Genomic DNA, 19,577 nt, shown 5'->3' on the forward strand with positions numbered 1-19,577 from the left:
GCGCGCCACCTGCTGCATTGCGGTTTTCCATCAAAACGCGAAACGTGCTCCACCCGGCAAACCCATTTCTTGACCTTTTTTTCATGGTCGTCGCGTAAGCAAGTCTGGGCGGCTGTGGTTCGCCGGAGAACCGCAATGGGGACAGGGTCCGAGTAGGTCGCGATGCCGAGCGTACGTTCATTTGAGGTCGGAGATGTCGATGCGGTCGCGGATCTCTTCCAGCGGCTTCTGCGCAAGAGCGCGCAGCCGGCGGGCGACGACCTGAAAACCTATCTGCGCGCGCTCTTCCTGGATTTCACCGATCGCGACCCCGACATACGCTCACGCGTCCATATGCGCGATGACGGCAGCGTTTCCGGCTTTCTCGGCGTCCTGCCGGTGCGGATGGAATTCGAGGGCCGCGCCGTGCGGGCTGCGAATTGCGGCACCTTCGCTTGCGACGATCGCGAGAGCGACCCCTTTGCCGGTGCGCGCCTGCTGCGCGACGTGCTCTCCGGGCCGCAGGATTTCTCCTTTACCGAAACGTCGAACGATGTTTCGACCGATATGTGGCGCAGCATGCGCGCCACCGTGCTCGGCCCCTACAGTCTCGAATGGCTGCGTGTCCTGCGGCCGGCCGCCTTCGCGCTGGAAGCCGCGGCCGGACGAATGTCCGCTCTCAGGCTGCTCTCGCCAGTGGCGAAAGCGGCTGACGCGCTGGTCAGGCGTCGCGGAAAATCAGCATGGATCTCCTATACGCCACTTGCCGGCAAGGCTGACGCATTCGCAGACGTTCCGGTCGACGACGAGGAGTTTGCGGCCCTCTGCCAGAGCTTCGTGACGCAATTTCCCCTCCATCCTGCCTGGGACCAGTCGACGCTGACGGCGATGCTGCAACATGCCAAGCGCAAGGCCCTGCATGGCGAGCGCGTCCAGCATGCCGTCAAGTCCCGGTCCGGCAAGGCGATCGGCCTCTATCTCTATTACGGCAATCCCGGCGGCATCGGCCGCACGGTGCAGATTCTGGCCACAGCCGGGCAGGAATCGGTCGTCATCGACTGCCTGTTGCGGAATGCCCATGAACGCGGCTTGGTGGCGATGCGCGGCCGCACGCAGCCGGTCCTGCTCAACGCCATGATCGGCAAGAAATGCTCCTTCCTGCACGCGTCCTCGACTGTCGTGCATTCCCGAAACCCTGATCTACTCGCCGCCATGACGAACGGGCATGCCTTCCTCAACGGCCTTGCCGGCGAAGGTTGGACCCGCCTCATCGGCGACCGGTTCGGATAGGCTCATCATGTGCGGGATAGCGGGCTATCATGGGGGAAACATCGCGCCGGACCGGGCGGCTGAATACCTTCGTCTTATGGTCGCGGCACTGCGGCATCGCGGCCCGGATGGCGAAGGCATTCTGGTCCGCGGCGATACCGGCCTTGCCCATACCCGCCTTTCCATCGTCGGCCTTGCGGACGGCGCCCAGCCGATGGCGACTGAGGATGATGCTCTCGCGGTCTCCTTCAACGGCGAAATCTTCAACTATGTCGAACTGCGCGACGACCTGAAAAGCCGTGGCCAACGCTTCCGCACAACCTCGGATACCGAGGTGCTGCTCGCCGCCTACGAGCGGAAGGGCCTCGACTGCCTTGAGGATTTCAACGGCGATTTCGCCTTTGCCATCCACGATGCGCGACAGCGGACGCTTGTGCTCGCCCGCGACCGCATGGGGGTGCGTCCGCTCTTCTACACCGAGTATGAGGGCGCGCTGTTTTTCGCCTCGGAGATCAAGGCACTGCTGGCCCTGCCCGGCTTCGCCGCCGAAATCGACCCGCTGGCGCTCGAGCAGGTCTTTACGCTCTGGTGCCCGATCCCGCCGCGCACGGCCTTCCGTGGCATCCACGAACTTCCGCCCGGCCATGTGATGACGCTTCGAGACGGCCAGAGGACGATCCGCCCCTGGTGGCAGCTCTCTTTCCCGGATCGCGGCGACGCAGCACCTTCCGGCCCGCCGGAGGCGCAGGCAGAAGAACTGCGGGCGCTCCTGACGGACGCAACCCGCATCCGCCTGCGCGCCGACGTCCCGGTCGGCGCCTATCTCTCCGGTGGCCTCGACTCTTCGCTGATCTCGGCGCTTGCCGCCCGCACCGTCACACGGGAACTCAGGACATTTTCGCTGACGTTCCGCAGCGAAGAACACGATGAAAGCGCCTGGCAGCGCCAAATGGCGGCGACACTCGGCACCGCTTCCGACAGCGTCGAGTGCTCCACCGCGGCAATCGCCGAACGGCTGCCGGAGGTGATGCGCCATATCGAACGCCCGATCCTGCGCACCGCGCCTGTCCCGCTTCACGTGCTCGCCGGGCGCGTGCGCGATCAGGGCATGAAGGTCGTGCTGACCGGCGAAGGCGCGGACGAGATTTTCGCTGGCTATGACCTGTTCCGCGAGGCGCGGGTCCGGCGCTTCTGCGGCCGCCAGCCGGACTCCAACCGGCGCCCGCGCCTCTTCCAGCGGCTTTACCCCTATCTGCCCGGCCTCAAGCAGCAATCGCCGGATTATCTCGCGCGCTTCTTTTCCTTCGGGTCCGAGGCGCTGGACGATCCGCTCTATTCGCATCGCCCGCGCTTCCGCTCGACATCGGCCGCCAAACTCTTCTTCTCCGCCGACCTCAAGCAGGCGATCGGCGACTACGATGCGGCGGCGGACCTGGCAGCCCAGCTGCCGGCCGATTTCGGTCGCTGGCACCCGCTGCATCAGGCGCAATATCTCGAAACGGCCTTTCTGCTGCCCGGCTACATCCTCTCCAGCCAGGGCGACAGGGTGATGATGGCGAATGCCGTGGAAGGGCGTTTCCCCTTCCTCGATCACCGCGTGGTTGGCTTTGCCGCGAGCCTCTCCCCGGAGACGAAGCTGCTCGGCCTGAAGGAAAAGCACATCCTCAAGCAAGCCGCCCGCGGTCTCGTGCCGGCCGAGATCATCGATCGGCCGAAGCAGCCCTACCGCGCGCCTGATAGCGAGAGTTTTGCCGCGCCTCACGCGCCGGCCTATCTAGACGCCGTGCTGTCGCCGGCGCGGCTGGCGCAAAGCGGATTGTTCAATGCTCCGGCAGTGGGCAAGTTGAAGGAAAAAGTCCTTAAGGGACACGTCACCGGATTTCGCGACAACGCGGCCTTCATCGGCGTGCTGTCGACCGAACTGCTGCGCGGTCTGGACGCTGCGCAATCATCACAAACCGCACCGAGGATCGGGATACACCAAGAATGACCGACGAAACCAGAACCGCCATCCGCGCCTTCGTGGTGGAGAATTTTCTTTTCGGAGACGACAGCCATCCGCTGCCGGCAGACCTGTCGCTGATCGACAATGACCTGATCGACTCGACGGGCATTCTCGAACTCGTCGGCTTCCTCGAAGAGCGTTTTGCCATTCGGGTGGCCGACGCCGATATCGTTCCGGCTAACCTCGATACGATCGACCGGATTGCCGGCTTCATCGCCCGCAAGCAGGCGGCCTGACGGCGGAAACGATCATGCGGATCGAGCGGTATCTTCAAGACAGCGCAGCCCGCGATGGCGCCCGGACGGCGATCGTCGCGGGGGAGACGCGGCTGAGCTACGCACGTTTTCTCGATCTTTCTTCCCGCATGGCCGCGACACTCCGCGCGAACGGCATCGGTCTCGGCGACCGCGTCCTCATCCTGCTCGACAATGGCTGGCAGGCGGCTGTCACGATTTTCGCCACATGGATCGCCGGCGCAGTGATCTGCCCCGTCAATCCTGCCAGCAAAACTGCCCGCCTCGCGCAGATTGCGCGGGACTGCCGTCCTGCAGTGCTGATTGTCGAAGGACGGTTGGAGCCCATTGTCCAGGGAGTGCCGAATCTCGCAGATATACCGCGCCTCGTCACAGGCGATGGAGGCAGTTTCGATACCGGGCTTGAAGCGTATCCGCTCGCCCTCGAAACACACCCGGACACCGATCTCGCCGCGCTGATTTATACGTCGGGATCGACGGGCGAGCCCAAGGGCGTGATGCTTGCCCATGAGAACATGGACGCGGCCGCCCGGTCGATCATCAGCTATCTCGAAAACACCGCCTCCGACGTCATCCTCGTCGTGCTTCCCCTGTCCTTCGGCTATGGTCTCACCCAACTCGTGACCGCGATGCGCATCGGCGCGACGCTGGTCATCGAAAAGTCGTTCGCCTTCCCGCAAGCGATCTTCGAGAAGATCCGCGACGAGCGCGTAACCGGCTTCCCGCTGGTGCCGACCATGGCCGCGATGATGCTGCAGGCCCGGGAACTCGACCCGTCTTATTTTATTAGCCTGCGCTACGTGACGAGCGCGGCCGCGCCGCTGCCGCTTGCCCATGTCGAAGGACTGCGCGCCTTCCTGCCGCAGGCCCGCCTCTACATCATGTACGGCCAGACCGAATGCACCCGCGTCAGCTGGCTGCCGCCGGAAGAGATCGACACCCGGCGCGGCTCCGTCGGCATCGCCATTCCGGGAACCCATACCGAAGTCATCGATGAAGCGGGCGACCCGCTGCCCCCCGGGGTGGTTGGCGAACTGGTGATCAGCGGGCCGCATGTCATGCGCGGCTACTGGCAAAACGAGGCTGCGACGCGCCAATCGCTGCGGCCGGATCCGCGCACCGGCGCCCTGCGGCTACACACCGGCGATCTTTTCACAGCGGATGCGGATGGCTATCTCACCTTCGTCGCCCGTCTGGACGACATCATCAAGTCGCGCGGCGAGAAGGTCGCGCCGAAGGCCGTCGAGGACGTGCTCTGCCGTATGCCGGGCATAGCGGAAGCGCTTGTCGTCGGTGTGCCGCATGATGTGCTCGGGCAGGTCGTGAAAGCCGTCGTCGTTGCCACCGACGCCGCGCTGACCGAGCGGGATGTCATGCGCTTCTGTGCCCGAAACCTCGAAGACCACATGGTCCCGAAGCTCGTCGAGTTCCGGGACGCTTTGCCCAAGACTGATTCCGGCAAGGCCATCCGCCGCCTCGCCGCCGAACCCGCCAACACCACAGGATCAACCGCATGACCACGCCGAAGACCCACACGCCAGCCTTCGCTCCGCTCGTGCTCGACGCTGCCGCGGAAGTAGAGCGTATTACTCGCTGGATGCGCGAGGAGCTGCGCACCGGCCTGCGCAAGCGTGGCCTCGTGCTCGGCATTTCCGGTGGCATTGATTCCAGCCTCTGCGCGGCGCTCGCCGTGCGGGCGCTCGGTGCTAAAAACGTGTTTGCCCTGTTCATGCCGGAGAATGATTCCGACCCGGAAAGCCTGCGTCTCGGGCGCAGCGTGGCGGAAACCTTTGGCATCGAGAGCGTCGTCGAGGATATCGGCCCGTCGCTCGCCGCCATGGGCTGCTATGAGCGCCGCGACGCCTTCATCCGCGAGGCCGTGCCGGAGTTCGGCGCCGGCTGGGGCTCAAAAATCGTCTTCGACAACCCGATGACGACCGGTGGCTACAATATTTCCTCGCTCGTCGTGCGTGCGCCGGACGGTGAGATGCGCAAGGTGCGGCTGTCCGCAAACGCCTATCTCGGCATCGTCGCGGCGACGAACATGAAGCAGCGCACCCGCAAGCAGCTCGAATACTACCACGCCGACCGGCTGAACTTTGCCGTCATCGGCACCCCGAACCTACTGGAATACGACCAGGGTTTCTTCGTGAAGAACGGCGATGGTGCCGCCGACATCAAGCCGATCGCCCATCTCTACAAATCACAGGTTTACCAGCTCGCCGCCCATCTCGGCGTGCCGGCCGAAATCCTCTCCCGCCCGCCGACCACCGACACCTATTCACTGCCGCAGACGCAGGAAGAATTCTACTTCGCCCTGCCCTACGCCAAGATGGACATCTGCCTCTACGGGCTGGAGCACGGGCTGCCGGCGGCAACGATTGCGGCCGCGACCGGGCTCAAGGATGGCGATGTCGAACTGGTCTGGGCCGATATCACGGCCAAGCGCAAGGTCGCCCGTTACCTGCATTGCCCGCCGCTCGTCATGGCGGAGAGGTAAGCCGTTTCAAGGCTTACGGAAAAGCTCCATGAGGTCCACGGAATCCGTGGACTTCGCGCCGAGTTCGAGGTGATCCTGAATGTGCCGGAGGTGCAGCGTCATCATCCAGGCGGCCTTTTCTGCGTCGCGCGTGTGAAAGGCCCCGACGATCGCCGCATGGTCGTCGTCGCGACAGTTGCTGACGCCGGCGCCGAAAAGGCCAATGATCAGCGAGGTGCGCGTCACCAGTTCCTTCATCGTGCGAATAAGGATGGCGTTGCCGGCGACCTGCGCGAGCAGGGTGTGGAACTGGCCGGAAAGGCGGATCGCGTCGTGCCTGTGGCGCTCCTTGTGCGCCACATATTCCATCTCGAGGTGGCGGGTCAGCGCCGTTATGTCCTCGTCCGAGGCGCGCTGGACGGCAAGGCGCGCAATGTTCGGCTCGAGCGCCAGGCGCGCCTCGAAGACCTCGCGGGCCTGCTCGGGCGTCGGTGAAGCGACGAAGGCGCCACGGTTGGCGTGGAGTTCCACGACTTCGCGGCTGGCAAGCAACAGCAGGCTGCGGCGGATGCGCATGCGCCCCACCCCGAAAGCGTCGCACAGGGCCGACTCGGAAAGCTTCGTGCCCGGCGGCAATCTCTGCTCGATGACGGCATCGAAAATGCGCTCGACGATGTCGCTCTCGTCGACTTCGTCCGCCTCCACCACGTTGCCTCTGCTCAAATCAACCACCGCATCTCCTCATATGCGCATTCTATTGCACTGCCTCTAAATATGTCTGATTTGGTTGACCAACAAGCGCATATTTCGTCGACGAAAATAACAATGCCTTGTTCACGAGCTATTGACAAGATTGTTAACAATGCATTCAATGCCCTGGCCAAGGCCGAACGTGCCGCCCTCGCGACCCGCTCGCCCATAGAAAATAGATCAATGGCCCAGAGGAAGAACATCATGCACAAGCGCACATTCCTGAAATTTTCCGCCCTCGCCGCAGCCACCGTGCTGTCCATGCCGCTTATGGCGTACGCGCAGAACCCGACTCTGAAAGTCGGCTTCGTCGGCGTCACCTCCGGCCCGGCTGCGTCCTGGGGCGTCTCGAACCAGCGTTCGATGGAAGCCCGTGCGGCTTGGCTGAACGAGCTGGGCGGCGTCAAGATCGGCGACAAGACCTACACCATCGAGATCGTACCCTTCGACGACCAGAAGGACCCCAAGCGGGCCATCGCCGGCATGGAGAAGATGTCGCAGGACGGCGTGCACTACGTCGTCGGCCCGAATGTCGATGACGGCGCTGCCGCCGTGCGCCCGGTCGCAGAGCAGAACGGCATCATGTATTTCCCCTATGCTTTCCCGAAGGAACTCTTCACCGCGCCGGCATCGAACGCGATCCTCGGCATGGTTGCGAACTATCAGTCGGGTCCTGCCATCTACAAGTACCTGAAGGAAACCAAGGGCGTGAAGAAGGTGGCCTTCGTTGCGGCCAACGAATCCGACCCGCTGAGCCAGCGTGAATCCGGCATTGCCGCCGCCGAGGCGCTGGAACTGGAAGTCGTCTCCGGAAACGTGACCTACCAGGTGGACACGACCGACTTCACCCCGGTTCTGCTGCCCGTCATCCAGGCTTCGCCCGACCTGCTCGTGCTCTCCGGCGTCTCGCCGGCCAGTGCTCCGCAGCTCATCCGCTCGGCGCGTGAACTCGGCTATACCGGCCTCATCTCGACGGAAACCGGGCAGGATGCGAGCGTTCTGCAGGAAGGTGCCGGCGAACTCGCGGATGGCTTCATTTCCGTCGGTGGCGCGTCTACTCCTGAGCTTGCCAGCGACACGATGACGGAATTCGTCACGCGCTACACGAAGATGTTCGGCGAATACAATGACGAGTCGAACACCAAGGTATACGCACTCGAATATATCCTCGAAACGCTGAAGGCGAACCCCGCCGCCATCGACAACGTCGATGAATTCAAGAAGACGATGGACACGTTCGAGGCCGCCAACCCCTTCATGAAGGGCGACGCCAAGCTGAAATATGTCGGCATGACCTCCTTCGGCCAGAAGCGGCAGATCTCCGTTCCGCTCGTCGTAAACGAGTACAAGGGCGGCAAGTTCGAGACGCTGTTCGTCGGCCAGGTCGACTGATCCGAGCCTAGGCACCCTGGGGCAATTCCAGGAAAAGTGTGAAGCGGTTTTCCATCCGGAATTGCGCGGCCACTTAAGAGAACGGGATCCGGACCGCGCGTGCAGTTCCGGCCGGGTCCCTCTTTGCCTGAACCTTCCATTGGAGGCTCACGATGGAACAGATAATCGCCAACGGTCTCTACCTCGGCGCGCAATATGCATTGATCGCCCTCGGGCTGACGCTGATCTTCTCGCTGATGAACGTGCTGAACTTCGCCCATGGGCAGATGTACGTCTTCGGCGGCTTCGTCACCTATACGGTCGTCGTCCAGCTCGGCCTGCCCTTCATCGTCGGCCTCTTCGCCTCGGCGGTGGTCCTTGCGATCATGGGCGCGGCCATCGAAAAATTCCTCTTCGCGCCGGTCGTGCGCCGCTCGAAACGCGATGAATCGACCATGCTGCTTGCGGCGGGCGTCGCCTTCTTCCTCGATGCCGTCATCCTGCTGTTCTTCGGTGAAAAGCAGCGCGGCGTACCGAAGATCGTCAACGGCGTGTTCAACTGGGACATGCGGATCATCATGCCCTATGACCGCATCCTGATCGGCGTTCTCGCCATCCTGTTGATCGTCGCCTTCATCGGCTTCATGAACTACTCCCGGACCGGCCGCGCCATGCGTGCGCTCGCCCAGGACAAGATGGCCGCCCAGCTGATGGGCGTGAATGTCTCCCGCTACTCGATGATCGGCTTCGCGCTCGGCGCGATGCTCGCGGGCCTCGTCGGCGGCCTGCTCGTCACCATCACCGGCGTCAATCTCGGCATGGGTGGCCCGACCTCGGTCAAGGCCTTCCTGATGATCATGATCGGTGGTGCCGGTGTGATTTCAGGCGCGATTGCCGGCGGGTTCATCCTCGGCATGATGGAGAGTGTCGGTCTGACCGTGCTTTCGGCCTATGGCGATATCACCTACCTCGTCATCTTCGCCACGTTGATGGTTTTCCTCGCCGTCCGCCCGCAGGGGCTGATGGGCAAGCCGTGGGGTTGAGATCATGACCACTTCAAGAATCCTCGGCTTTGCAGCCTTCCTCCTCACCGTCTTTGTGCTCGTACCGATCTTCATCAGTCTGACCGGGCGCTGGGATTTCTTCTACACGCTGACCTCGGTCGCGCTGCTCTCTGTCGGTGCAGCCGGCGTCTGGCTCACCTTCTATATCGGCCGCATCAATATCGGTCAGGGCGCCTATGCGCTGATCGGCGGCTATGTCTCGGCCATCCTCGTCACCCAGGCGAACGTCTCGTTCTGGCTGACGCTGCCGCTGGCAGGCCTGTTCTGCGCCTTCATCTCCGTCCTGATCGGCTTTCCGATCCTTCGTCTCCGCGGAGTCTATTTCGCCATGGTGACGCTGGTATTGACTGAGGTGGCACGCCTCACTGCCCTTGCCTTACCGATCACCAACGGGGCGAAGGGCATTACCTCCATCCCGCTGCCGGGTGAATTGTCGATCTTCGGCCTGACCATCATCCCGGCCCTGGGATCGCTCAGCAATCCGCGCTTCGGCTTCTACATCATGGCCGCGCTGCTGATGGTGATCACCTATCTGGTGCTCTGGCGCATCGTGAATTCGCGGCTCGGGCATCTCTGCCGCAGCCTCCAGCAGAACGAGGAGCTTTCGGCCTCGATCGGTGTCAATACCGTCTACCTCCGGCTGCTCGCCTATGCGATTTCCTCGTTCTTCGGCGGCATCGCGGGCGCCATGTTCGCCTCCATCGCGCAGTCAATCTATCCGTCCTCCTTCGTTGTCGCAGACAGCGTGAACTTCATGCTCTACTGCTTCCTTGGCGGGCTCGGCTACGTCTTCGGCCCGATGCTCGGCACGCTCCTGCTCTATTTCGGCTGGGATCTGCTGTCGATCGCCCGGGAATATCAGCTCCTCATCTACTCCGGCATCATGATCCTGCTCATGCTGGTCCTGCCGAACGGTGTCCTGAGCCTTCTCGACAAGAAGGAGAGCCGCGCATGACCCCTATCCTGCAAATCAAGAACATCACCAAACGCTACGGCGGCCTGACGGCGGTGAACGATGTCTCCTTCGATGTCAAACAGGGCGAGATCCTCTCGGTGATCGGCCCGAACGGTGCCGGAAAGTCGACGCTGTTCAAGCTGATCTCCTCCTTCGTTCCGGCAACCAGCGGGGAAGTGCTCTTCAACGGCGAGCGCATCTCCAGCCTCGCACCGCACAAGGTGGCCCGCATGGGCGTCGTGCGGACCTTCCAGGAAACGACGATCTTCCGCTCCATGACGGTGCGCGAAAACATCATCGTCTCCCACCATCTGCGCTCCAAGGCGAGCCTCTTCGGCTTCTTCCTCGGCAGCAAGCAGGCCAAGGAGGACGAGGCGGCATTCGCGGCCTCTGCCGACGACATCGTCGATTTTCTCGGGCTCCAGGCGATTCGCAACGAACTCGCCTCGAACCTGCCGCAGGGGCATCTGCGTGCGCTGGGCATGGCCATCGGGCTTGCCACCGACCCCAAGGTCATCCTGCTCGACGAGCCCTTCGCCGGCATGAACCACGACGAGACGATGAAGATGGTGGGCCTTGTCCGCCGGCTTCGTGACGAACGCGGCGTCACCGTGCTGCTCGTGGAACACGACATGCCTGCGGTGATGAAGATCAGCGACCGCATCGTGTGCATCAACTTCGGCCAGAAACTGGCCGAGGGCACACCCCAGGAAATCCGCGAGAACGAGAAGGTCATCGAAGCCTATCTCGGCTCCGAAGATGCTGCGATCGGGATGTAAGCCATGACAAAAATATTGAGCGTTGAAAATGTCGAGCTGTACTACGATCACATCTATGCGCTGAAAGGTGTCTCGATCGATGTGGCGGAAGGCGAAACCGTCGCGCTGATCGGCGCGAACGGCGCGGGCAAGTCCTCCATCCTCAGGGCGATCACCGGGCTTCGGCCCATCAAGTCCGGCCAGATCCACTATGAGGGCCAGCGGCTCGACGGCACATCCGCCGCCGACGTCGTGCGCAAGGGTATCTCCATGGTGCCGGAGGGACGGCGCGCCTTCCCGCTGATGTCGGTGAAGGACAATCTCCTGATGGGGGCCTTCACCCGAACCGACAAGGCGGAGATCGAAAAGACGCTGGAAAGCGTGCTGACACGCTTTCCACGCCTGCGCGAGCGCTATCACCAGCAGGCGAACACCATGTCCGGTGGCGAACAACAGATGATGGTGATCGGCCGTGCCCTCATGGCCCGACCAAAACTCCTGTTGCTGGACGAGCCTTCCCTCGGCATCGCGCCAAAACTGGTGCAGGACATCGCACGTGCCATCGTCGCCATCAGCCGCGACGAGAAGGTTTCCATCCTCCTCGTCGAGCAGAACAGCCGCATGGCGCTCTCCATCTCCAACCGCGCTTATGCGCTTTCCACCGGGTCGATCGCACTTTCAGGCAACTCAAAAGACCTGATGAACGACGACCGCATCAAAGCTGCCTACCTCGGAGGCGAACTCTGACATGAAAATCCTCGTCATCAACCCCAACACCACCGCATCGATGACGGAACACATCGGCAAGGCGGCGCGCGCCGCCGCCTCTCCCGGAACCGAAATCACGGCGATCAACCCCGTGCATGGGCCGGTCTCCATCGAGGGCTTTTTCGACGAGGCGATGAGCCTCGCCGGACTGCTCGACACCATCCGCCGCAACCCGGATTGCGACGCCGTCGTCATCGCCTGTTTCGACGACACCGGCCTCGACGCCGCCCGCTGCCTCACCGACAAGCCGGTGATCGGCATCGGCGAGGCCGCCTATCACTTCGCTTCGATGATCTCGAACAAGTTCTCAGTGGTGACGACGCTTGCGCGCTCGGTTCCGGCGCTGGAACACAATCTTGCCCGCTACGGTCTCGATACCCGCTGCGCCCGCGTGCGTTCTTCGGAAGTGGCCGTGCTGGAACTGGAACAACCGGGCTCCAACGCCCGCCAGAAGATCAGCGGCGAGATCGGCCTTGCGATCAGCGAGGACCGGGCTGAGGCGATCGTGCTCGGCTGCGCCGGAATGGCAAGCCTCGCCGCCGACCTTTCCGCAGAACACGGCCTGCCCGTGCTCGACGGCGTCTCCTGCGCGGTAAAACTTGCTGAAGCCATGGCCGGCCTCAGCATCCGCACCTCCCGCCTCGGCGGCTACGCCCCGCCACCAGCGAGCAAAATCGACGGCGCCTTCCGCTCCGCGAGTTAAGGCTCCGCACCGAAGCGACAAGGAAAGCGGCCAGTGCCGGCGGGCATCTGGTCGCGCCGCCTCGGCTGTCACTTGCCATATCGCGTCAGAATAGCCGCCGTATCTGGCTTCCATCGTCAGCAAAACGGGCCGGCCGATCACCAGCGCCGGCGCGCGTTTCGAATCTGGATCTATCGATTCGGCGTATCCACCGATTCTGTTGCGAACAGCTTTCGGATCGTGATGCCCCGCTCGGGCGGAGATCGGGCGTCCTGTAGCCCGCGGCACAGAAAACTCTGGAAAACCAGGGTTTCAAGGCCGCCCGCTATACTCTCCGCACCCGAAACTTCAGCTTCAGGCAAGCCCCCTTTCGTATCGATGTATTGCCGGATTGTGGAGACATCCGGCCTGTGCGCTGCGCGCGGCTGCCAAATGGAGCCGGATTTTGCGGGAGGCACTGCGATCTTTCATTAGGGATTTGCCATATGACGTCTGTCGTTTCCTCCTTGAGCATCAGCCAGATCAAGCAGCTTTCCACGGCGGCGATCGCAGACTGGACGACGAAAGATGTCGCCGCGCTTTCCACCGGCCAGCTCGCTGCCTTCTCCTCCAAGCAGGTCGCCGCACTCGAAGTCGAGGATATCGAGACCCTCAGCACGAAGCAGTTGAGCGCCATTTCGCAGCACGCCGTCATCGGCCTGTCGCTCGACCAGCTCGGCGCCCTCGACAAGTTCGCCATCGAAAGCCTCACCCAGAACCAGATCGGTGGCCTCACGGCCGGGCAGATCGGTGCTCTGAATGAGGAACAGGTCGAGGCGCTCACCTCGTCCCAGGTCATGGTTTTGAGCGCCGCCCAGCTTGCTGCCATCTCTCCGGACGAACTGGCGACGTTTTCGACCGCGGATATGGCCGCGATCAGCTACAAGGCCGTTCAGACCCTGAGCACGGCGGCCATCAGGGCGCTGTCACCCGACCAGATCGGGGCGCTGAACAGCCTCGCCATTGCCGGTTTCACGCTGCCGCAGGCCACCTCGCTGACGCCCGAGCAGATTGCCGGCATGACGACGGCGCAGGTCGCAATGCTCAAGCCGGCACAGATCGCCGCGCTCAGCACGGACGCCATCGCCGCCTTCACCACGGCGCAAATTCCCGCACTCAGCACCAGCGCGATCACCGGCCTGACGGCGACCCAGATCAGCGCGATGAGCAGCGACCAGATCGAGGCTCTGTCACCCAACCAGATCAAGGTTGTCACGGCGCAGCAGCTCGCGGCCATGGGAGCCGACGACATCGCCACCTTCTCGACGGGCGACATCGCCGCGATCAGTGGCAAGGCCTTGCCGGGTCTCGGGACCGCGGCAATCGCCGCACTGTCGGCCGACCAGATCACCGCCCTCAGCCCGAAGACCATCGCCGCACTGACGACCGCCCAGATCACGGCCTTCGGTCCGGGACAGATCGAGGGGCTGACGACCGCGCAGATCCGCGCGATGACCGCAGCACAGTTCGCCGTCATGGATTCGCGCGACATTGCAGCTTTTTCCGAGGAAAATATCGCCGCCATCACCGCCAAGGCGCTCAAGGGCTTTGGCACCGGCGCGATGGCAGCGCTTTTGCCCGACCAGATCGAGGCGCTGAACACCAGCCAGATCAATGCGCTCGAACCATGGCAGATCGCCGCCCTCGGTACGGCCGGCATCAGCGCCCTGTCGACCCAGCAGGTCACCGCCCTGAGCAGCGCCGCTGTTGCAGGCCTGACAACGGCCCAGATCGGCGCCATGAGCATGGATCAGGTCGAGGCGTTCTCGCCTTCGCAGGTCAAGGTGCTGAGTGGCGCGCAACTCGCCGTCCTCGACGGCGACACCATCTCGACATTCTCTACGCTGGATATCGCCGCGCTCAGCGCCAGCGCTGTCGCCGGCCTCAGCACCAGCGCCATTGCCGGGCTCACGCCCGCCCAGATCACGGCACTCAATGCCAGGGCAATTCCCGGCCTGACGGCCAGCCAGGTCAGCGTTCTCAATGCCGATCAGGTCGAGGCCTTCACGATTACGCAGATCAAGGCGTTCAGCGAAACCCAGGTTGCGGCCTTCGATCGCTATGCATTCGAAGCCTTTTCCGGCGACGAGATTGCCGCAATTCCGGTCAACGCCATTTCGGGCCTGAACTCCGCGGCCATCGCCGCTTTCACCACCGAGCAGATCGCGGCCCTGACGCCCAGCCAGATCGGCGTGCTCAAGCCCTGGCATATCGCCGCCCTCAGCGTCGAGCAGGTCGAGGCGCTGACGCCGGCGCAAATCCGCTACATGACCATCTCCCAGCTTTCGGCCATCGAACCGGACAGCCTTGCCACCTTCTCCACCGCCGACATTGCAGCACTCAGCAACCGGGCGGTCGCAGGCCTCAGCACGAGCGCCATCGCAGCGCTGTCCGCCGACCAGGTCGCCGCATTCAGCACCGCCGCCATTGCCAGCCTCACCATCACGCAGATGGCCGTTTTCGATGCCGACCAGATCGAAGCGTTCACGCCGTTGCAGATCCGCGTCATGAGCGCAGCCCAGATTTCGTCGCTGGACGAGCAGGGCCTCGCCGCACTGACGCCGACACAGATCGCCGCGATCGACGGCAAGGCCCTAGGGGCTCTCGGCACCGCAGCTATCGCCGCATTGTCCACCGACCAGATCGCGGCCCTCAGCACCGGCGCCATTGCGAGCCTCACGACCAAGCAGTTCGCCGCGCTCGACGCAGACCAGATCGAGGCGATGACGCCTGCGCAGGTGAAAGTCTTGAGTTCCGCTCAGCTCGGCGCGATCGGCGTAGCGGGCCTTGCCACCTTCTCCACCGCAGATATCGCAGCCATCAGCCACAAGGCCATTCCCGGCCTGAGCAGCGATGCCTTCGCATCCCTGAAGAGCGGGCAGATCGCCGCACTCTCGGCGCTCCAGATCGGTGCTCTCCAGTCCAAGCAACTGGCCAGCATGGACCCGGACTTCTTCGCCTCACTCACCACCGATCAGATCGCCGCCCTCAGCAGCAGTGCGATCGCCGGGCTGACGATCGACCAGATCGATGCGTTGAGCACGGCGCAGATCAAGGCGCTGACACCGGCTCAGGTCAAGGCTCTCAGCTCGACGCAACTTGCGACGCTCGACGCAAGCGACATCGCCACCTTCTCGACCGAGGATATCGCCGCCATCACCAACAAGGCCATTGCCGGCCTCGACGAGGCGGCTGTGTCGCGGCTGTCCACTGCGCAGGCGGCCGCGCTCAGCCGTAATGCACTCGCCGGCATGACCGCCGCCCAGATCGAAGCTCTGTCGACTGCGCAGATAGCCGCCCTGACTACCAGCCAGGTCGGTGCGCTCACGGCCACCCAGGTTGCCGCACTCGAACCGGGCGACATTGCAGCGCTCTCCTCGGCCCAGATCGCCGCCCTCACCAACAAGGCCATCGTCGGGCTTGGCCTCGAAACCGTGACCTCGCTGTCATCGGCGCAGCTCGCCGCAATCAGCAGCGCCGCGCTTTCCGGCTTCACGACCGCACAGATCGAGGCGCTGAGCTCCGCGCAGGTCGGCCAGCTTTCCACCGCCCAGCTGAAGGCCCTCACGCCAACGCAGATCGCGGCGCTGGAAGACGATATCCAGGCCCTTTCCACCGCTCAGATCGCCAGCCTCAGCTCTACTACCATTGCAGGTCTCACCACCGGCCAGGTCCGGGCCCTCTCCGCCGACCAGATTTCCGCGTTCACGACGGCTCAGCTCGGGGCGCTGGGTTCCAGTCAGGTCGCGGCTCTCAGTGAAAGTGACCTCGCGTCGTTCTCGACGACGCAGATCGCCGCCCTCAGCGCATCCGGCATTTCCGGCTTGACCGACGACCAGATCGAAGCGCTTGGCCTCAACCAGATCGGCGCCCTCACCAGCCGGCAGATGTCGGCCCTCACCTCGGCGCAGATCGAAGCCTTCGGAACGGACAAGATCGCCGCGCTTTCCATCGCGCAAATCGCGGCACTCAACGCAGCCAGCATCGCCGGCCTTACGTCGCAGCAGTTGGCAGTGCTCAGCACCAGCCAGGTGGAAGCGCTCACCAGCACCCAGGTCGGCTCTCTCACCTCCGAGCAGCTGCATGAACTGGGCACGGACGACATAGCGACCTTCTCAACGAAGGACATCGCGATGATCAGCGCAAGCGCGATCGCCGGCCTTTCGACGGCAACCATCGCCTCGCTCTCGACCGCCCAGATCGCGGCCCTCAGCGGATCCGCGATCGCCGCCATGACAGCCCGGCAATTGCAGGCCTTGAGCACCGCGCAGGCGGAAGCCCTGACCTCCAACCAGGTCGCCGCCCTCGACTCGACGCAGCTTGCAGCCCTCAGCCCGGAGGACATCGCAACCTTCTCCACAAAGGATCTCGCGGCTATTACTTCCGACGCGATCGGCGGCCTGTCCACGGGCTCTGTCGCCGCGCTCTCGGCAGCGCAGATCGCCGCCCTCAGCACCGGCGGCATCAGCGGGCTCACCACCAGGCAAATCGCAGCCCTCGGCACCGCCCAAGCCGAAGCCCTCACCAGCAGCCAGATCGCCGCGCTCAATTCCGAGCAACTGGCAGCCTTCGGCGCCGATGATATCGCGACGTTCTCGACCAGGGAAATCGCCTCCATCAATGCCGGCGCGATTGCAGGCCTCTCCACAGCGGCCATCGCCTCGCTCTCCAGCACACAGGTGGCAGCGCTGAGCACATCCGCGATCGGCGCGCTCGAGACGAAGCAGATCAAGGCCCTCAGCAGCGACCAGCTCGACGCGCTGACGCCGGCGCAGGTCCGTGCACTCGATGCCCGACAGATTGCCATCCTCGGGCCGTCCTACATCGCCTCGCTTACGACCGCGCAGATTGCGGCCCTCAGCACGGCCGCTATTTCCGGCCTGACGACGGACCAGATCATCGCCCTCAGCACCGCGCAGGCCGAAGCCCTCACCAGCAGCCAGGTCGCTGCCCTGAGCTCCCGACAGATCGCGGCGCTCAATTCGGACCAGCTCGACACCTTCTCGGTTTCGGACATGGGCGCGATCAGCGCCAGCGCCATGGCCGGCCTGTCCACCGCCACGCTCGCCTCGCTTACCACGAGCCAGATCGCAGCGATCGGCCCGGCCGGCCTTTCCGGCATGACGAGCAGCCAGATCGCGGCGCTCACTACGGATCAGGTTTCTGCCCTGACGACGGCGCAGATCGCAGCGCTCGGATCGCGACAGATCGCGGCGCTCGGGACAGAGGACATTGCAGCGCTCTCGCCGAACCAGATCGCTGCGATGAGCGCGACTGGCGTTGCCGGCCTTACGTCCAGTCAGATCGCCGCCCTCTCGTTGTCGCAGGCCGAAGCGCTGACCAGCACGCAGGTCGCGGCCCTGAATTCGTCGCAGATTTCCGCCTTCAGCGTCGCCAATCTGGAAACCTTCACCGCCCGTGAAATGGGCGCCATCACGTCGAGTGCCGTCGCCGGTCTTTCGACGGCGACCATCGCCTCCCTCACCACGGCGCAGATCGCCGCCATCAATGTCGCCGGCCTGACAAGCGCGCAGGTGAATGCCCTGAGCGCCACACAGCTGGAAGCACTGACGACGGCCCAGCTTGCCGCCTTCGGCTCCACGCAGGTCGGCGCGCTCAGCACGGCCGACATCGCGGCCCTCTCGCTCGCTCAGATTGCGGCCCTGGGTTCGGGCGCCATTGCGTCCCTCAGCACCGACCAGATCGCGGCGCTCAGCCCCGACCAGGCGGAAGCCCTGACCAGCACGCAGGTCGGCGCCCTGGGTTCACGGCAGATCGCAGCCTTCGGCGTGGATGATCTCGAACGGTTCTCGATCGCCGACCTCGCTGCGATCAGTTCCCGCGGCATCGCGGGCCTGTCGGCAGCGACGATCGCCACGTTGACGACGGCGCAGATTGCGGCGCTCAGTGCCGAAGGCGTATCGGGGCTTTCCAGCGATCAGATCGCGGCGCTCAATGCCGATCAGGTCGAGGCGCTGACCAGTACGCAGATCGGATCAATGAGTGCCAAGCAGCTGGCGGCGCTGACGGCGGAAGATTTCGCACGCTTCTCGCTGCCCGAACTCTCGGCAATCAGTTCGCTTGCTATCTCCGGCCTTTCCGTCTCGGTTATTGCCGGACTTTCGGCTGACCAGATCGCGGCGCTCAGCAGCAGCGGCGTCGCAGGCCTCACGACAGCGCAGGTTTCGGCCCTGAGCTCACAGCAGGTCGCGGCACTCTCCACCGCCCAGATCAGTGCGCTCAGCTCACGACAGGTTTCGGCCCTGGATGCGCAGGACGTCGCCGCCCTCACGCCCCAGCAGATCGCTGCCCTGAGCGCGAGCGCCGTCGCCGGCCTCACCAGCAGCCAGGTCTCGGGCCTTAATCTCGAGCAGGTCGAGGCTCTCTCGGCCGCACAGATCGGCGCCCTGAGTTCCTCCGCGCTTGCCGGTTTGTCGACGCAGGCTCTCGATACGTTCACGTTCGAAAAACTGGCAGCGATCAGCTCCAGCGCCATCCGCGGCCTGCCGGCCAGCTATCTTGCGACCCTGTCGGAAGCCGAAATCGGCGCGCTCGGCACCGGCGGTATCGCAGGCCTGAGCAGCAACCAGGTTGCAGCCCTCACCGTCGAGCAGCTGGAAGCCTTCAGCACCGAGCAGATCGCCGCGCTCAGCCCGTCCGGCATCTCGGGATTGACGGCCGCGCATATGGCGACCATTTCGATCGAGGAACTCGGCGCCATCAGCTCCTCGGCCATCAAGGGGCTTTCATCGACGGCCATCGGCACGCTCTCGTCCGACGCGATCGCCGCGCTGTCGACGGGCCAGGTCGCATCTCTCACCTACGGCCAGATGGCAGCCCTTGGCTCATCGCAAATCGCAGCGCTCTCGCCAACGCAGGTTGGCGCGCTCACGGCAACCCAGGCTGCGGCGCTCGGCCCCGACGACCTCGCAAGCTTCTCGGTGGAGGATCTCATCTCGCTGACATCGGGCGCGATCTCCGGCCTCAGCACGGCAGCTCTTGCAGGCCTCAGCCCCGAGCAGGCGCAGGCCTTTACGCCCGGCCAGCTCGCCTCCATGACATCGTCGCAGGTCAATGCATTGCCCGGCGCGGGCGGCGCATCCGCCATGGCCTATATGGGGGATGACGACCTTTCGGATCTCCTGTCATCGCTGACGGTGTAATCCGGACAGATAACCCCGCCGGAGCAATACCGGCGGGGTTT

At 63.9% G+C, this 19,577-nt stretch carries 13 protein-coding genes; 12 read left to right on the forward strand and 1 reads right to left on the reverse strand.

The window, feature by feature from the left end:
* Positions 1 to 162 precede the first annotated feature (162 nt).
* The 5 genes from AC1RT2_RS00615 to nadE are packed head-to-tail and all read left to right on the forward strand — an operon-like array spanning position 163 to position 6,007.
* On the forward strand, positions 163 to 1,269 hold the full coding sequence (locus AC1RT2_RS00615) for a hypothetical protein (RefSeq protein ID WP_493098500.1): 1,107 nt from the start codon (positions 163 to 165) through the stop codon (positions 1,267 to 1,269).
* A 7-nt stretch (positions 1,270 to 1,276) separates the two neighbouring features.
* Positions 1,277 to 3,238 (forward strand): asparagine synthase (glutamine-hydrolyzing), encoded by a 1,962-nt coding sequence (asnB, locus tag AC1RT2_RS00620; protein ID WP_493098502.1) that lies wholly within the window; start codon positions 1,277 to 1,279, stop codon positions 3,236 to 3,238.
* Positions 3,235 to 3,489, forward strand: coding sequence for an acyl carrier protein (locus AC1RT2_RS00625; protein ID WP_069062915.1), 255 nt, complete (start codon positions 3,235 to 3,237; stop codon positions 3,487 to 3,489). Before asnB ends, AC1RT2_RS00625 begins: the two co-directional genes overlap by 4 nt.
* Positions 3,490 to 3,503: 14 nt before the next feature.
* Positions 3,504 to 5,024 (forward strand): class I adenylate-forming enzyme family protein, encoded by a 1,521-nt coding sequence (locus AC1RT2_RS00630; RefSeq protein WP_493098504.1) that lies wholly within the window; start codon positions 3,504 to 3,506, stop codon positions 5,022 to 5,024.
* Positions 5,021 to 6,007, forward strand: coding sequence for an NAD(+) synthase (gene nadE, locus AC1RT2_RS00635; RefSeq protein WP_493098506.1), 987 nt, complete (start codon positions 5,021 to 5,023; stop codon positions 6,005 to 6,007). Before AC1RT2_RS00630 ends, nadE begins: the two co-directional genes overlap by 4 nt.
* Positions 6,008 to 6,013: 6 nt before the next feature.
* On the opposite strand, the gene AC1RT2_RS00640 is transcribed toward nadE, so the two are convergent.
* Positions 6,014 to 6,718 (reverse strand): GntR family transcriptional regulator, encoded by a 705-nt coding sequence (locus AC1RT2_RS00640; RefSeq protein ID WP_493098508.1) that lies wholly within the window; start codon positions 6,716 to 6,718, stop codon positions 6,014 to 6,016.
* Between the two features lie 222 nt (positions 6,719 to 6,940).
* Here AC1RT2_RS00640 and AC1RT2_RS00645 point away from each other — a divergent pair, with 222 nt between their 5' ends.
* The 7 genes from AC1RT2_RS00645 (at position 6,941) to AC1RT2_RS00675 (ending at position 19,536) form a co-directional block, all read left to right on the forward strand.
* Entirely contained in the window at positions 6,941 to 8,128 is a 1,188-nt protein-coding gene (locus AC1RT2_RS00645) for an ABC transporter substrate-binding protein (protein ID WP_493098510.1), read from the forward strand.
* A 152-nt stretch (positions 8,129 to 8,280) separates the two neighbouring features.
* Positions 8,281 to 9,150 (forward strand): branched-chain amino acid ABC transporter permease, encoded by an 870-nt coding sequence (locus AC1RT2_RS00650; protein WP_069062909.1) that lies wholly within the window; start codon positions 8,281 to 8,283, stop codon positions 9,148 to 9,150.
* Positions 9,151 to 9,154: 4 nt separating this feature from the next.
* The gene (locus tag AC1RT2_RS00655) at positions 9,155 to 10,126 is read left to right on the forward strand and encodes a branched-chain amino acid ABC transporter permease (RefSeq protein ID WP_069062908.1); all 972 of its coding nucleotides are present in this window, start codon (positions 9,155 to 9,157) and stop codon (positions 10,124 to 10,126) included.
* Positions 10,123 to 10,905: an ABC transporter ATP-binding protein gene (locus tag AC1RT2_RS00660; RefSeq protein ID WP_069062907.1), complete on the forward strand. Its 783-nt coding sequence runs from the start codon at positions 10,123 to 10,125 to the stop codon at positions 10,903 to 10,905. Before AC1RT2_RS00655 ends, AC1RT2_RS00660 begins: the two co-directional genes overlap by 4 nt.
* Before the next feature lie 3 nt (positions 10,906 to 10,908).
* Entirely contained in the window at positions 10,909 to 11,631 is a 723-nt protein-coding gene (locus AC1RT2_RS00665; protein ID WP_493098514.1) for an ABC transporter ATP-binding protein, read from the forward strand.
* Between the two features lies 1 nt (position 11,632).
* A complete protein-coding gene (locus tag AC1RT2_RS00670; protein WP_069062905.1) occupies positions 11,633 to 12,355 on the forward strand; it encodes an aspartate/glutamate racemase family protein in 723 nt (240 codons plus the stop codon).
* 464 nt (positions 12,356 to 12,819) lie between these two features.
* Positions 12,820 to 19,536 carry a hypothetical protein gene (locus tag AC1RT2_RS00675; protein WP_493098516.1) on the forward strand — a complete coding sequence of 2,239 codons (6,717 nt, stop codon included), beginning with the start codon at positions 12,820 to 12,822 and terminating at the stop codon, positions 19,534 to 19,536.
* Positions 19,537 to 19,577: the final 41 nt, after the last annotated feature.

It is taken from the genome of Shinella sp. GW821-FHT11G07 (assembly GCF_058808115.1).